Source organism: Streptomyces sp. NPDC028308, from assembly GCF_055565855.1.
The window spans coordinates 315,580-330,684 of sequence record NZ_JBVHTO010000004.1 but is presented as its reverse complement, the minus strand read 5'-3'; the positions used below and the strand labels follow the sequence as shown (position 1 = coordinate 330,684).

The 15,105-nt window shown below is 70.8% G+C and carries 13 protein-coding genes; 6 read left to right on the top strand and 7 right to left on the bottom strand.

All coding sequences use genetic code 11. The annotated features are described in order from the left end of the window. Positions 1-13: 13 nt before the first annotated feature. Both ACZ4VA_RS11640 and ACZ4VA_RS11635 read right to left on the bottom strand, forming a co-directional pair. Complete coding sequence (locus ACZ4VA_RS11640) at positions 14-490, bottom strand: hypothetical protein (RefSeq protein WP_388904598.1); 477 nt, start codon at positions 488-490, stop codon at positions 14-16. A 243-nt stretch (positions 491-733) separates the two neighbouring features. Beyond that, a complete protein-coding gene (locus tag ACZ4VA_RS11635) occupies positions 734-2,194 on the bottom strand; it encodes an MDR family MFS transporter (protein ID WP_468080987.1) in 1,461 nt (486 codons plus the stop codon). A 122-nt stretch (positions 2,195-2,316) separates the two neighbouring features. Between ACZ4VA_RS11635 and ACZ4VA_RS11630 the strand changes: the two genes are divergently transcribed. The 4 genes from ACZ4VA_RS11630 (at position 2,317) to ACZ4VA_RS11615 (ending at position 5,563) form a co-directional block, all read left to right on the top strand. Then, on the top strand, positions 2,317-2,973 hold the full coding sequence (locus tag ACZ4VA_RS11630; protein ID WP_355788243.1) for a TetR/AcrR family transcriptional regulator: 657 nt from the start codon (positions 2,317-2,319) through the stop codon (positions 2,971-2,973). 362 nt (positions 2,974-3,335) lie between these two features. Beyond that, positions 3,336-5,012, top strand: a complete 1,677-nt coding sequence (locus tag ACZ4VA_RS11625) for a PP2C family protein-serine/threonine phosphatase (RefSeq protein ID WP_468080985.1) — start codon at positions 3,336-3,338, stop codon at positions 5,010-5,012. Between the two features lie 69 nt (positions 5,013-5,081). Then, entirely contained in the window at positions 5,082-5,228 is a 147-nt protein-coding gene (locus tag ACZ4VA_RS11620) for a hypothetical protein (RefSeq protein WP_355788238.1), read from the top strand. Beyond that, on the top strand, positions 5,225-5,563 hold the full coding sequence (locus ACZ4VA_RS11615) for an STAS domain-containing protein (protein ID WP_356164358.1): 339 nt from the start codon (positions 5,225-5,227) through the stop codon (positions 5,561-5,563). Before ACZ4VA_RS11620 ends, ACZ4VA_RS11615 begins: the two co-directional genes overlap by 4 nt. A gap of 880 nt (positions 5,564-6,443) precedes the next feature. On the opposite strand, the gene ACZ4VA_RS11610 is transcribed toward ACZ4VA_RS11615, so the two are convergent. Together ACZ4VA_RS11610 and ACZ4VA_RS11605 are read right to left on the bottom strand one after the other, a co-directional pair. After that, positions 6,444-7,667, bottom strand: a complete 1,224-nt coding sequence (locus ACZ4VA_RS11610) for an acetyl-CoA C-acyltransferase (RefSeq protein ID WP_355794228.1) — start codon at positions 7,665-7,667, stop codon at positions 6,444-6,446. Between the two features lie 41 nt (positions 7,668-7,708). Continuing rightward, complete coding sequence (locus tag ACZ4VA_RS11605; RefSeq protein WP_355794229.1) at positions 7,709-8,095, bottom strand: asparagine synthase-related protein; 387 nt, start codon at positions 8,093-8,095, stop codon at positions 7,709-7,711. Between the two features lie 39 nt (positions 8,096-8,134). Between ACZ4VA_RS11605 and ACZ4VA_RS11600 the strand changes: the two genes are divergently transcribed. Then, positions 8,135-8,536 (top strand): DUF2461 family protein, encoded by a 402-nt coding sequence (locus ACZ4VA_RS11600; RefSeq protein WP_356164355.1) that lies wholly within the window; start codon positions 8,135-8,137, stop codon positions 8,534-8,536. 1,775 nt (positions 8,537-10,311) lie between these two features. Here the strand turns inward: ACZ4VA_RS11600 and ACZ4VA_RS11595 are convergent. Then, complete coding sequence (locus tag ACZ4VA_RS11595) at positions 10,312-10,917, bottom strand: dihydrofolate reductase family protein (protein WP_468080981.1); 606 nt, start codon at positions 10,915-10,917, stop codon at positions 10,312-10,314. A 263-nt stretch (positions 10,918-11,180) separates the two neighbouring features. On the opposite strand from ACZ4VA_RS11595, the gene ACZ4VA_RS11590 reads away from it, so the two are divergent. Beyond that, on the top strand, positions 11,181-12,680 hold the full coding sequence (locus tag ACZ4VA_RS11590; protein WP_468080979.1) for an acyl-CoA synthetase: 1,500 nt from the start codon (positions 11,181-11,183) through the stop codon (positions 12,678-12,680). Between the two features lie 3 nt (positions 12,681-12,683). On the opposite strand, the gene ACZ4VA_RS11585 is transcribed toward ACZ4VA_RS11590, so the two are convergent. Together ACZ4VA_RS11585 and paaK are read right to left on the bottom strand one after the other, a co-directional pair. Further along, positions 12,684-13,589 (bottom strand): hypothetical protein, encoded by a 906-nt coding sequence (locus ACZ4VA_RS11585; RefSeq protein ID WP_468080977.1) that lies wholly within the window; start codon positions 13,587-13,589, stop codon positions 12,684-12,686. 136 nt (positions 13,590-13,725) lie between these two features. Further along, positions 13,726-15,036 carry a phenylacetate--CoA ligase PaaK gene (paaK, locus tag ACZ4VA_RS11580; RefSeq protein WP_452923347.1) on the bottom strand — a complete coding sequence of 437 codons (1,311 nt, stop codon included), beginning with the start codon at positions 15,034-15,036 and terminating at the stop codon, positions 13,726-13,728. Positions 15,037-15,105 lie beyond the last annotated feature (69 nt).

Genomic DNA, 15,105 nt, shown 5'->3' with positions numbered 1-15,105 from the left:
GACCGCGCTGATGTCACATGTCGTCCATGCTCCCCGGGCCGGCGACGCACTTCCCGGCCAGGTCGACCTGATAGATGACATCACGTGTGCCCACCGCGCCCTTCGCCTTGCCGGGCCCGGGGTCGATGAACGGGCAGACCGTCTCCACTCCTCGGACGACGACTCTGTAGGTGACAGGCCACGCGCGCTCTTCCGTCCACCCGAAGTACGAGCCGCCGTCCGCGGCAGGCGTGCGTCCTGGATCTCCCTCGACCACGAGACCGTGCTCGCCGCACGGGGGGCAACCCATCACACGGGCGTCCCAGACCGACTCGTTGACCACCCGCACCGGCAGTCCTTCATCGCCGGAACCGCCGCACCCCGCAAGGGAGACAGCGACGCCGAGCATGGCCGGCAGCCGCATACGCGATCGTCTCGTGCTCTGCCAGGACTGAGGCCCGGATCTGTCCGACTTCAAGAAGAGCTGCACGCCTGGATCCCCCGTGATCATGTCCGGTTCGGATCATCGCAGGTCACGGTCATGGCGGGGGAGGCGGGCGCGACAGCCGCCTGGATCGCGGAGGCATGCGCGCTGGCCTGCGGTCGGGACCGACCTCGCCGACAGCCCGGAGCTCGAAGTGACCACGAGGTCGTGCTGGTGGCCTGAAGCCCGCACGCCCGCGACGACTTGGGCCCGGTTCCTCCTCGACGGAACGCCGGGCCGAAGTGTTGTCGCCGCAGGCGGGGGATGTGATCAAGCGGCGGCGGGCGCCTCAACCGGAGTGTCGGCGGAGGGCGCCGGCAGGGTGCGCGGCAGGAGCAGCGCGGGCAGCAGGGTGAGGGCGGTGAAGCCGAACACCCACCAGAAGGAGGTGGCGAAGGTGTCGGACAGCGGGGTGCCGGAGGTCTTCCCGTCGGTGAGTTCGTTCTGCAGGACGACGGCGACCACGGCGGTGCCGGCCGATCCGCCCAGCCGCTGGAAGATGTTCATGGCGCTGGAGGCGCGGGGCAGCGCGGCGGGGGCCAGGGAGCGGTAGGCGGCCGCGAGGCTGGGCAGGGTCACCACCCCGATGCCGATGCCGCGGGCCACCATGGCGGCGGCGAGCAGAACCGTGCCGGTGCTGTCGTCGAGGAGGGCGAAGGGCAGCGTGCCCAGCAGGGTGAGCAGGACACCGGCGACGGCGAGTGTGTTCGCCCCCGTCCTGTCGGTGGCCTTGCCGACCAGGACCATGGCGATGACGTAGCCGACGCCCTGCGGAGCGAGCATGAGTCCGGCTTCCAGGACGGTGGCGCCGCGGTCCAGCTGGAAGTACAGGGGCAGCAGGAACATCGCGCCGAACAGGCCGGCGTTGAGGGTGAACTGGGTGGCGACGGCGGCGCGGTAGCCGCGGTCCGCGAACAGCCTCAGGTCGATCAGCGGGGTGCCGGTGGTGCGCAGGGCGTGCACGGCGAAGCCGGTCAGCAGGGCCGCGCCGCCCAGAGTCCAGGACAGGCTGCCGGCGTCGGTGAAGCCGTTGCCGCCGGCCTCGGCCAGGCCGTACAGGAGCAGGGCGAGGCCGGGGGAGAGGAGCAGCAGGCCGAGGGTGTCCAGCCTGCGGTCGGTCTGCGGGCGGCCGGCGGGGAGCTTGATCCAGGCGAGGACGATGGCGGCCAGCCCGATCGGGATGTTGATGAAGAAGATAGAGCGCCAGTTCAGCTCGTCGACGAACACCCCTCCCAGCACCGGGCCGATGATCGGGGCGAGCATCGCGGGCACGGAGACCATGGCCATCACCCTGCCCAGCCGGGCGGGCCCCGCGGCGCGGGCGAGCATGGCTTGCGCCATGGGCATCACCATGCCGCCGCCGAGGCCCTGCACGGTGCGGAAGACCACCAGGCTCTCCACGGACCAGGCCAGTCCGGAGAGGGCTGAGCCGGCGAGGAAGAGAACTTGGGCGGCCAGCCATACCCGTTTGGCGCCGAAGCGTTCCATGGCCCAGCCGGCGAGCGGGACGACCAGGGAGAGGGCCAGTAGGTAGCCGGTGACGCTCCACTGGACGGAGTCGAGCGGGGCGTCCAGCTCGTGGGTGAGGGTGTCGACGGCGACGTTGACGATCGTGCTGTCGAGCAGGGTGGCCAGGGCTCCCAGGACCAGGACGCCGCACAGCCACCACAGCTCGCGGTCGACGCGGGTGTCCTGCTCCGCGGCGCCGGCCGCGGGCATGGGTGGGTTCATGGCAGGGGTGCCCTCCGTAGGCGTGGCGAAGCAGAAACATGGACTGGAGCGTCTAGTTTTGAATAGTAGACTAGGCCGTCCAGAAATCAAGGCGGTAACTCCGGCCCCCAGAAGGAGCAGCAGTGGCGAAGACCGATGAGGCGGGCCGGCCCCGCCCGCGCCGTGTGCACGGCGGGCGGAACCGCAGGGCACAGATCCTCCAGGCGGCGGCCGCGGTGTTCGTCCGCGACGGCTTCGCGCGAGCGAGCCTGGACACCATCGCCGCCGAGGCGAACGTCGCCAAGCAGACCCTCTACAACCACTTCGGAGACCGTGACTCCCTCGTGGCCGAAGTGGTGGCGGCGGCGATGGACCCGCTGGCCGGCCAGTTCGACACATTGGTGCGCGAGACCATCGCCGCCCATGACGGCACCGACCTGCCGGCCCAGTTTCTGGACTTCGGCCGGCGCTGGGTGCGGCTGATGCTGGGCGACACCGCCGCGCTGCGCTGGCGGATTCTGACGGAAGCCCAGGTGGAGGAGCCCCTGCGCAAGGCGCTGCGCGGCCTGGACCGGGACGCCGGTCTGCGCTCCGTGGCCGAACAGCTCGCGCTGCTCGCCCGGGCCGGCCACCTGGACATCGTCGACACCGAAGTGGCAGCCCGGCAGCTGCGGGCGCTACTGGTCGGCGAGGCGCAGCTGGAGTCGATGCTCGGTCAGGTCCCGTTGCGCGACGCCGAGATCGATGCCGTCGTGGAGCGTGGCATCGGCATGTTCATGAAGGCCTACGGCCCGCGCTGACCGACGGAGCGCCATAGGGGCAACGGTCGTCCGCCGCACTCGCTCGGTACGGGACAAGCGCGAGGCCCGCCATGCACTGCTGCGCGCAAGGCTGCTGACGTTCCTGCGCTGCTGGTGTGCACACCCCTGATGTGGACAGCGTGGGTGACCGTATGGGCGTGCGGGACCGTCGCCGACCGAGGTCGGCGGGTGCCGCCGCGGGGTCCGCCGGAGAGCGTGCACCTTTGGGAGGCTGTGGCGAAGATGTGTGCACCTCGGTGGAATGTTGCACAGCGAGGGGCGCATAGGGGAACGTTGCCGTGAGACAACATTTTTCTCTCCGCAGGAAGGTGGTGGGGTGCGCAGGACGCGTCCCCCCTGCAGTGACTCCTTCGCACGGAACACACGTTCAGTCGACCGGCGAGGTCGCCGGTACAGGCACGGCGGCTGACGCCCCCTACCCCGTCGTCGTCGTGGACCAGGACGGGATCCTGGTCGAGGCGAACGGCACGGCACGAGGTCTTGTGCCGCAGGCGCGGCCCGGTGCCCGGCTCGAGCAGACGGTGCCGTGGCTCGCCGGCGCCCATGCCGGTCTCGATCACAGCGCCCGCGCTCGCCACTCCGCCCCCGGCTCCGCCGCCTTGGACGGGCCGGCCTCGGGTGAGATCGCCGGTCGTTCCTTCGAGGCGCATCCGACTCCGGCCTCCGGCGGGAATGTCGTCTGGTGGCTGGTCGACAGCACGGATCTACGGCTGGCCGAGCAGGCCCTGGACAGTGAGCGGGAGCGGACGCGGCTGCTCGCGGACATCTCCAGCGCGCTGCTGTCGACCTTGAACGTCGAGCGCTGCACGGAGGTGACCGCCCGCATGGCCGCTGACCATCTGGCGGACGCGGCGGTCATCGTCGCCCCCGCCCACGGCCCGCGCCACCCGCTCACCTACGCCCAGGTCGGCGGGGACGTCTCGCAGACCAGCGCCCGGATCGACCCGGGCACCGTCCCCGGCCTGTCCGAGGCGCTGCAGGGCTTCCCGCCGGTGCCGACCCGCTGGATCAGCCCCGACGACATCCCCGCCTGGGCCGTCCCGCCGGGCTTCGAGGGCCCCATCGGCTCGGTCATCGTCACGCCGCTGCCCGGCCACGGCATCCCCGCGGGCGCGCTGATCCTGCTGCGCTCCAGCACCCGGCGCGCCTTCTCCGAGAGCGAGGAAGTCTTCGCCCGCCTGTTCGCGGCCCGCGCCGGGGCAGCCCTGTCCGCGGCCCGCCTGTACAGCGAGCAGGCGTCGATAACGGCCACCCTGATGCGGGAGCTGCTGCCGCCGAAGCTGAAGCGGGTGCACGGGGTGGAGTTCGCCGGGGCGTACCGCGCCGCGCAGGACCACGAGCGCGTCGGCGGCGACTTCTACGACGTCCATCCCGGCGCCGACCCGTCCCGGGAGACGTTCGTCGTGCTGGGTGACGTCGCCGGCAAGGGACTGGAGGCCGCGGTCCTGACCGGGAAGATCCGCAGCGTGCTGCAGGCCCTGCTGCCCCTGGCGGACGACCACCAGAGGGTCCTCACGCTCCTGAACGACGCGCTGCTCAACTCCCACCACACCCGATTCGCCACCCTGGTGCTGGCCTCCGTGCGACGCCAGGCCGGGCAGGTCCGTCTGCGGCTGACCAGCGCGGGCCACATGCCGCCGCTGATCGTGCGCCGCGACGGCCACGTGGAGGAAGCCGACACCGCCGGCCAGCTCGTGGGCGCCCTGCCGCAGGCACTGGCGCGTACAGCCGAGGTCGTGCTGGCCCCCGGTGAGACCTGCCTGCTGTACACGGACGGCATCACCGAGGCCCGCGGCGGGCCCTTCGGAGACGAACTCTTCGGCGAGGAGCGGTTGCTGCAGACCTTGCGGGAGTGCGGGCGGATGCCGGCCGAAGCGGTCGTGGAGCGGGTGCAGATGGTGGCCTCGCAGTGGCTCGGCAGCAACAACCATGACGACATGGCGGTCCTCGCCATCGCCAACCCCACCAGCGCCCACAGCCCTCTGCACCTGGTCGACCAATCCGACGAGCAGTCCTGACAGACCCTCACCCGTCAAAGACGGCGGCCCAAGGACCGCCGGGAAACCAAGAGAAGGTTCACTCACCCCATGAGCACCCGTACCACCGTGGCCTGCGATGCCGACGACGGGCCGGTTCGGCACGACCTCGGCGTCCGGTTCACCGCGCCGCACCGTGACAACCGGGCCGCCCCGTGGACGGACCTGATCCCCACCCGCCGGAGAAAGAACTCGTGACCACCTCTCCCGACGCCCAGCCCGTCGCAGCCACCCCGTCCGCCGGCGCGCACACCGTGTACCTGTCCTTCACGGGCGACCTGGACTACGACACCTACGGGGAGCTCCTCCAGCTGGTGCACGCCCGGCTCTGCGACCGCCCGGACGTGGAACACCTGCGCCTGGACTGCCGGGAGCTGGACGTCGTCGATTCCATGGGCCTGGCGGCCCTGCTGCAGATCCACCGCACCGCCCGCCAGAACGGCTTCGGCTTCCATCTGGACAACATCGGGCCCGTACTGCAGCGCCTGCTGGAGGTCACCGGCACCTACGAGTACCTGACCACCCCCGACTAGAGACCCGCACCACGGCCGGCCGGACTCCACCTGCCGCCCCGGTGTCCGCGATCCGGCCACCACGGTTCCCCGTGCGCGGGGTCAGGGTGCGCTTTCTCGGCCTCCCCGCCCCGGTCACCGGCCCGTCACAGGTTGTCCGCACGCCCCCCGACCCGCGACTGCCCGGCCACGCGGCCGGAACCGCCGCCCTGGCCGCGGCCGCCGGCGCCTTCGCCCAGTCACCGTCGGCACGCACTGACTGAGCGAGACCTCACCAGTTCCGCACTCTTCGCGAAACCTCAAGCGGCTCGCTTCACCGGTGGACGCTCATGTCGCACGACGCTTTCGGGTTCGTGCGGCTCGTGCGCGTTGGTCTGTTCGGGGGAGATCCGCGTCCGTCGTGGAACCGCCCTGGGCCGGGCGGTGTCACTGCGGGAGTCAGCGAGATCCGACTCCACTGGAGGGCCTGCCCATGACGGGAACGGCTGCCCCGGCCGGCCGCTGGACGAACCCGTACCGCCCGATGAGGCTCTGCACCTTCAGGCGGTAACTCTGCCCCGGGACAGACGGCCGTGCCGTCTCAGAGCCAGCCGTCTGTCCCGGCCCTCCCATCCCGTGCGGGATCAGAGGGAGATCATCAGTATGAGGTCCCGCACGTCAGAGCCGTTTAGTCGCGGGGGCGCGGTTCTTCATGGCACGAGTATCCCCGGCCTTCCCCCAACCTCCGCGCGACAGGGAGCCAGTCACAAAATCCACACATCTGCTTTCCGGCCCGGCTCTCGTCGCCAACGGCTTGTACGGATCCAGCCGCGTGGCCCACGAAGTCGTTCAGCTCAGGCACCGGCTGCCCGAGATGCCACTGCCGGCCGCCGCCCCGGCTGGTGCTTGACGGTGATGCCCTCTACGCGATGCGTTCCAGGACGAGGGCCATGCCCTGACCGCCGGCGGCGACGACACTGATGAGGGCGGTGGTGAGGTCGTCATGGCGCAGGGTGGTGAGGGCGGTGGTGGCCAGCCGGGCTCCGGCCGCGCCGTAGGGCTCGCCCAGCGCGATCGAGCCGCCATGCGGGTTCATCCTCTCGGGACCCAGGTCGAGTTCGGCGCAGTAGGCGAGGATCTGAGCGGCGAAGGGCTCGTTGCCGGCGACGGTGCCGATGTCGGTCAGGGACAGGCCGGCGCGGGTGAGGACGGTACGGGTCGCGGCGACCGGGACGGGGCCCTCGGTCTCCGGGGTGCCGGCCGAGACCGCGGTGGCCAGGATCCTGGCCAGGGGGGTGTGGCCGTGGGCGCGGGCGTAGTCCTCGGACATCACGACGAGCGCGGCGGCTCCGTCGGACAGCGGGGCGCTGTTGCCCGCGGTGACGCGTCCGTCCGGGCGGAAGCGCGGGGGCAGCTCGGCGAGGCTTTCGGTGGTGACCCCGGTGCGCGGGCAGTCGTCGGTGGTGGCGGTTGTCCCGTCCGAGAGCTTGATGGGGACGATGTCGCCGAAGTGGAAGCCCTCGCTGAGGGCGTGCTGGGTGAGCTGGTGGGAGCGGACAGCGTAGGCGTCCATGTCGGTTCGGGTGATGCCGTACAGGTCGGCGGTGTTCTCGGCGGCCAGCCCGACGGGGATGTAGGGGTCGGGGAGCTCACCTTTCTCGCGTGGATCGCCCCATGGCAGCCCCGCGCCTGGCCCCGACCGCTGCCTGGTGCGCTCTCCGGCCTGCCGGAAGGCGGGGTTCTCCGTCCCCGGCCAGGTGTCGGAACTGCCGTACGCCAGGCGGGACTGCGACTCGACGCCGGCCGCGACGACCACGTCGGCGTCGCCGCAGCGCACGGCCTGCGCGGCCATGCGAATGGCCTGGAGGGACGAGGTGCAGAAGCGGTTGACGGTCACCCCCGGCACGTGGTCCCAGCCGAGCAGGACGGCGGCGATCCGGGCGATGTTGAAGCCCTGCTCACCGCCGGGCAGGGCGCATCCGACGACCAGGTCATCGACGTCCGCCGGCTCCAGGCCGGGGGTGCGGGCGAGGGCTTCGGCGACGGTCCGGGCGAGCAGGTCATCGGGACGCACCGCGGCGAGCATGCCCTTGTGGGCGCGGCCGATCGGGGTGCGGACAGCGGAAGTGATCACGGCGTGCGGCATGACGGGACGTCCTGGGGGATGTGGTGACGAGGGGCGGGTGATCAGAGGTGCAGGGCGGGGCGGTGGGTGCGCAGCCACTGGTCCAGGTCCAGGACGAACTCCAGTCCCTCACGGGGAAAACGGTCCGGGCCACAGGGCTCCAGCAGCAGGCTGCGTACGGCCTCGGTGTCCAGGAGGTCGGTGGCAGGGCTGCCGCTGCCGGCCAGGAGGCGGCCGACCTGCTGGGTGAGGGTGGTGCGGTAGGCGGGATCGCGGACCATCGGATAGGGGCTCTTGCGGCGTTCCAGCACCGGTGCGGGGAGCAGGTCGGCGACGGCGGCGAGCGCTGTCGCGCGGACCGCGAACGCCTGGTCAGGCAGCCGATGGTCGCCCTGCTCAACGAGGTCGCGGACACCGATCCCCGATACGAGGACTTCTCCGTCTGGCATTACCGCACCGACTCCTGGTGGTGGCAGCACCAGAGCGCGGTGATCCGCCTCGGCCGCAAGATCGAGATCGGTCTCCGGTTCTCGCTGGACGGCCTGCGGATCCAGGGCGCCTGGTGGTACCCCGACCCCGGCCAGGTGGACATGTTCCGCAAAGCCGTGGCAGCCGAGGGGAGCGGCCGCGAACTGTCCGCCATTGTCGAGGACTTGAGGAAGAAGGGCTACGACATCCCCGGGGACGTGATGAAACGCCCCCCACGCGGCTATCCGGCGGACCACCCCCGTACGGACCTGCTGCGCCACCGTTCCCTGATCGCCGCCCGCTCCCTCGGCTGCGAGGAGTGGCTTCACACCCCCGAGGCAGTCGACCGGGTCCTCTCGGCCGCCGCGGACCTGGACGCTCTCCTGCTGTGGCTGGTCCGCCACGTGAAGCACGTCGCATGACGTCACGAGGGTGCTGTGCGGCACGGGGGGAGCCACACCTGTTCCGCCGACTTGGCGTCGCTGCACCGCGAGCCGAGACAACCGTACGAAGACGCGCTCCAGGAGCTGAGGGCAAGGGGAGCGCTCACGTAGCCCATTGGCCCTTTCCCGGGCAGCCGCTGTCCGGCCTTGGGATGGAGCGGCCGCAGCCCTGTCCAGACGCCGCCGCTCGGGCAGCAGCTTGCCGGAACACTCCGGGGGGAGAACTGCTGGACGCCTCCAGCGCCATCGTCACCGACGAGGAACGCGAATTCTCCGCCTTTCTGCCTAGACGGAAAGCCACGCCTGCCGAGGCGGTTGACGTGGCCGACCGCACGGCTGGCGACGGTCTGCGGATCTGCCAGGCCTGGACGGCAGACTGCCCAGCAAGGGGCACGAATGTGATACAGAGCGTGGCGATTATCCAGTCAGCGGGGACCGCGCCGTGGCGGGCGCGACAAGGCCCACATGGCAACTATCCGGGCGACGCCTTGAACCGTTCGACGAGTCGCTCGACGTGCGGGGCGGAGCAGCGCTCGTCGGGCTTGGTCGTAGAACCGGCTATGCCATCGGTTCCGCCGCGCTCGGCGGGAGCAACGACGACGACCGCACCGCTGCCTTCGAAAACGACCTGCTGTGGGGAGCTGTCGGAGCCACTCCGGCAGGAGGCTGGATCGCAGGTTTGATGCGGTAGGAGAACAGGCCGGGCAAGGGCTTGCGGGGCTCACCACTTCGCGGGCCCTCTCCAATTAAGGAATGTGTTGTGAGGAGAACGTGGCCCATGATGCGGCAGCGCTGGCGTGGTGCGTTCTTCACCGCCCTGTTCGGGTGCGTCGTGGCAGGCCCGATAGAACTTCTGGACTCTGGTGTCACCTGGGACGCTGTTCTGGTCATGCTGGTCGGGGGTGTCGCAGGAGCAGCCGTGGGTTTCGCATTCCCCTTCTTCCTGGCTCGCGGCCCGAGGAAACGTCCGGCTTCGCCTCCACCACCTCCGCCCCATCCGCCGCCTCCCCCACCGAAATGACGGTAGGGGACTGTTGCCTCGATCCCCCCCAGGTGCGCATCCGTCGGCGTCGGGCCTCAGGACTTCCTTGACGGTGTGAGCGGCTGACACCGTTGGCCGTGCAACTCCTCGTAGCGTGGACGGGCAGGTTCATGCAGCCGACCTACCTCGCTGGGGCCTCACACGCCGCGTGTCATCCAGCTCGTCCCACCGCTAGGCCGGTGCGTTGAATCACTTCCGTTGGCGCAGGGTGTCGTTGATGATGGCCGTGTGACTCACCGCATCAGCGCTCTGATCTCGGCCTTCGGCGTCCTTGCCGGCGCGATACTGCTCGTTGCTTTCGTTCGTGAGTACAGCTCTGGGGCGTCGGCCCTCTGGCTCGTGGCTGGAGCTGTGATCTTCCTCAGCGCTTCGTACACGCTCGTGCGGGACGTGCGACGGCTCCACGCTGGGCCGACGGCCTGATAGCGGCGCCGTTCCAACCAGCCCTGTCGGTCGTCGTTCGTGTGTGCCGGTGACTGACGCGTCATGGGTGTGAATCGAGCCGCAACTCCGAGATCTCTGCGCCGTTTCGGAGGATCCGCGCTGGGTGGCGTGGTGCCGCGGCCGCACTCACGCGTTCCACGCCGGCTGATCCCGTAGCCGACCGACAGTCTGTCGGGGCTCCAGTGGCGGCTGGGCCGCCGGGGACGGTCTTGCTCCGCACCCGTCGGTGCCAGCCCGGCGGCTGTCCAGGCCGGCTGGCGGGGTGACGTCACGCAGGGGCGCCCAGCGGCGGGTGCTCGAGCACGCGGGGCTTGTACTCGACCAGCTGGATGCGGCCGTCGAAGGTGCGGTGCTCGATCATGTCGAGGGCGACGTCCGGATAGCCGTCGTAGATGCGTTCTTCGCCCGTGGCCCCGGTGATCACGGGGAACATGACGACCCGAAGGCGGTCGACGAGTCCGGCTCGCAGCAGGGACCGGCACAGGCTGAGGCTGCCGATCGTGCTGAGAAGCCCCGAGCCACTAGACTTCATGGCGCGGACCGCCTCGACGGCGTCATTGCGGACGAGCGTGGAGTTGGCCCACGCCAATGGCTCCCCGAGTGAGGAGGAGAACACCACCTTGGACGCTTGCGTCAGCTCGTCGACGGACGCCTCTTCCTCGGGCCTGAACTCGTTCTGACCGCTCGGGACCTCGCCTGCGGCGAAGCCCGACATCAGCCGGTAGGTGTTCGCTCCCATGAGGTAGGTGGACTGGGGCTGCTCGCCGAGCCATGCGAGGTACTCGGGGCCCTCGAGGCCCCAGAACCCGGGCCATCCCTCTCCCGATGCGTAGCCGTCGAGGGAGGTGATGAAGTCGACGAGAAGCTCCGACATGGCGGTGTCCTTTCCTGAGGTCTCACGAGCTTGGACCGGCCGGGAGCCACCAACTCATCGGCCACGCTGTGGAGTGACGAAAAAACCCACGACGGTGCATCCGATCAGGTGGGCGGGCGCAACAACACCCACACCCGTAGCGCCGCGTATCCGCGCGGCACCCCCCGTCGCCTTCCCGGTCCGCCGACCGTGACGGATGCTTGACCCCGGTCGTGCGGCCCGACGAGGATCACGCCAGGGCACGGCGGACGAAGGAGCAGGTCATGACGGCGGGACGAAGTGTCACGGTCGACGGGGTGCTGCGGCGCAGCGCCCGGCGGACCCCTGAGCGCGTCGCGGTCCACTACCGCGACCGCTCCTGGACCTACGCCGAACTCGACGAGGCGGTGTCCCGCGCCGCGAGCGTCCTGCTCGGCGCCGGACTGGAGCGCGGCGACCGGGTGGGCGCCTACGGCCACAACTCCGACGCCTACCTGATCGGCTTCCTGGCCTGCGCGCGCTCCGGCCTCGTGCACGTACCCGTCAACCAGAACCTGACGGGCGACGACCTGGCCTACATCGTCGGCCAGTCCGGCTGCGGACTCGTGCTGGCCGACCAGGACCTCGCCGCGAACCTGCCCGACGGCACCCGGGTCCTCCCGCTGCGCGACACCGACGACTCGCTCCTCGCCCGGCTCCCGGCGGCCCGGCCGTACGAGGGCCCCGAGCCCCGCGGCGAGGACCTGACGCAGCTGCTCTACACCTCGGGCACCACCGCGCTCCCCAAGGGCGCGATGATGACCCACCGCGCCCTGGTGCACGAGTACCTGAGCGCGATCACCGCCCTGGACCTCCAGGCAGGGGACCGGCCCGTGCACTCCCTGCCGCTCTATCACTCGGCCCAGATGCACGTGTTCCTGCTGCCGTACCTCGCGGTCGGCGCGGAGAACGTCATCCTCGACGCGCCCGACGCCGAGCAGATCTTCGACCTGGTCGAGCGGGGCAGGGCCGACAGCCTGTTCGCGCCGCCCACGGTGTGGATCGGCCTGTCGAACCGCCCCGACTTCGCCACCCGTGACCTCAGCGGTCTGCGCAAGGCCTACTACGGGGCGTCGATCATGCCGGTGCCCGTGCTGGAACGGCTGCGGGAGCGACTGCCGAGGCTGGCGTTCTACAACTGCTTCGGGCAGAGCGAGATCGGCCCGCTCGCCATGGTCCTCGGGCCCGACGAGCACAAGGGCCGGATGGACTCCTGCGGGCGGCCGGTGCTCTTCGTCGAGGCGCGCGTCGTGGACGAGTCCGGCAAGGATGCGCCCGACGGCGAGGCGGGCGAAGTGGTGTACCGCTCACCGCAGTTGTGCGAGGGGTACTGGGACAAGCCCGAGGAGACGGCGGACGCCTTCCGGGACGGCTGGTTCCACTCCGGGGACCTCGCCGTGCGGGACGCCCACGGGTACTTCACGGTGGTCGACCGGGTGAAGGACGTCATCAACTCCGGTGGCGTGCTGGTCGCCTCGCGTCAGGTGGAGGACGCGCTGTACACGCACGAGAAGGTCGCCGAGGTGGCGGTGATCGGGCTGCCCGACGAGCGCTGGATCGAGGCCGTCACCGCGGTCGTCGTCCCGCGCGGCCAGGTCACCGAGGACGAACTCCTCACCCACGCCCGGGAGAAGCTCGCCCACTTCAAGGCCCCCAAGCGCGTGCTGTTCGTGGACGAGCTGCCGCGCAACGCCAGCGGCAAGATCCTCAAGCGGGAGCTGCGCGATCGGTTCGCCGACGCCTGACGTTCAACTCCCTTTCTGTGCGTCTCCTTTACGCTCATCGGTGGTCACCGGGCGGCCCGTGAACGCGTCCAGCAGCAGCCGGTCGCCCAGCGGCCGGTCCAGCTTCACCGTCACTGCCTGCAACCGCAGATCGGACGTGCAGGGACCGTCATCCGTTCCCTTGACGTACCCGGACAGCACCACACTGCCCTTCGTCTCCAGGACGTCCACGGCGGGTCCGTCGTCGCAGGAGCCGTGCCCGGCGGTCACGGTGACAGACCGCCCGTCCCGGGCCGTCCCCACCAGGCCGTGGAGCGGCGCGAGTTGATCGGTCGGCACCTCGCCGGCAGCGCCGATCGGGGGGCCGGGCGTCTTCGAGGAGTCCAGGGCGACCCGCCTGAGCGGAGTGTCGTACCCCTTCAGGGTGAACAGCCAGGCCGGGACGGTGGCCGGACCCCGGGTGGTGGCCACCGTCATCTCGCCCAGCCTCGCCCCGGTCACGGTGAGGTGCGGCTCCTCGTCGCCGCCGCGCGCCACCTGCTCGTAGGCCCTGCGCGCGCCCAGTACCGGCAGGGTGAGCGAGTCGCCGTTCTCCCATTCCACCCGCCCGGGCTCGCGCGGCGCGTCGGGCAGCTCGCCCTCCAGCACGAAGGTGCCGCTGCCGTACGCACGCTTGTCGGCGTCGCTGCGGAAGGCGTGGTCGGGCAGCTGGACGAGGTCCCCGACGGGGTGGTAGCCCGTCCTCCACACCCGCGCGGCATCGGACCCGTCCCAGGCCTCGGCGACCTCGCGGGCACGGGCCTCCGACGCGTGGGCCGGGTGGGACCCGGCGCGCGGTCCACCGCCGCAACCGGCGAGGGCACCGGCCGTGGCGGCGCCCAGGGCCAGCACGAGGAACAGGTCGACGGTGCGCCGGGTGTACGTACGCATGGATCCCCCAGGGACGACGGGACGGGCGCATCCTCCGCGAGGGACACGCCCGGAACACCACTTCGACGTGCCGGGCGCGCCGGACGTTCGCCCCAGTCGTCCTCCCGGCACGGTCGTTGCCGGTTCGTGATGGCGGTCAGCGGGGACGCAGATCGACGATCCGCTTGATCTTTCCCACCGACCGCTCCAGGGACTCCGGTTCGACGATCTCCACCGTCACCGAGACCCCGATCCCGTCCTTCACGGCCCGCGTGATGGCCCGGGCCGCGTCCTCGCGTGCCTCCGGCGAGGCGCCGGACCGGGCCTCGGCGCGTACCGTCAGCGCGTCGAGGCGGCCCTCACGGGTGAGGCGCAGCTGGAAGTGCGGTGCGACGCCGGGGGTGCGCAGCACGATCTCCTCGATCTGCGTGGGGAAGAGGTTGACCCCGCGCAGGATGACCATGTCGTCGCTGCGCCCCGTGATCTTCTCCATCCGGCGGAAGACCCGCGCCGTGCCGGGCAGCAGCCGTGTCAGGTCCCGGGTCCGGTAACGGATCACGGGCATGGCCTCCTTGGTGAGCGAGGTGAAGACCAGCTCGCCCTCCTCGCCGTCCGGCAGCACCTCGCCCGTCAGCGGATCGACGATCTCGGGGTAGAAGTGGTCCTCCCACACGTGCAGGCCGTCCTTGGTCTCCACGCACTCCTGGGCCACGCCGGGGCCGATCACCTCCGACAGGCCGTATATGTCGACCGCGTCGATGGCGAACCGCTCCTCGATCTCGCGCCGCATCGCCTCGGTCCACGGCTCGGCGCCGAAGACGCCCACCCGCAGCGAGGTGCTCCGCGGATCGACGCCCTGCCGCTCGAACTCGTCCAGGAGCGTCAACATGTACGAGGGCGTCACCATGATGATCCGCGGCTCCAGGTCCTGGATCAGCTGGACCTGACGTGTCGTCATGCCGCCGGACGCGGGGATCACCGTGCAGCCGAGCCGCTCGGCCCCGTAGTGCGCGCCGAGGCCCCCGGTGAACAGGCCGTAGCCGTACGCCACATGGACGACGTCCCCGGGGCGGGCACCCGCGGCCCGCAGTGAACGGGCCACCATGTCGGACCACATGGACAGGTCGTTCTCCGTGTAGCCGACGACCGTGGGGCGCCCGGTCGTGCCGCTCGACGCGTGGAGCCGGCGGACCCGGTCCCGCGGCACGGCGAACATGCCGTACGGATAGTGCTCGCGCAGGTCCGCCTTCGTGGTGAACGGGAAGCGGGCCAGGTCGGCGAGGGAGCGGCAGTCGTCGGGACGCAGGCCCGCCTTGTCGAAGGACTCCCGGTAGAAGGGCACGTTCTCGTACGCGTGCCGCAGCGACGCCCGCAGGCGCTCCGTCTGCAGGGCCCGCAGGGCCTGTGGGTCGAGCCGCTCGGCCTCGTCCAGCAGGCCCTCCGGGTCCGCCGGAACCCTGGAGTCCATGGAATCCGCCACGGGACCTCTCCCTCGACAACCGCGTCATTACGGGCGACCGATCATTCGGTCGTGCTG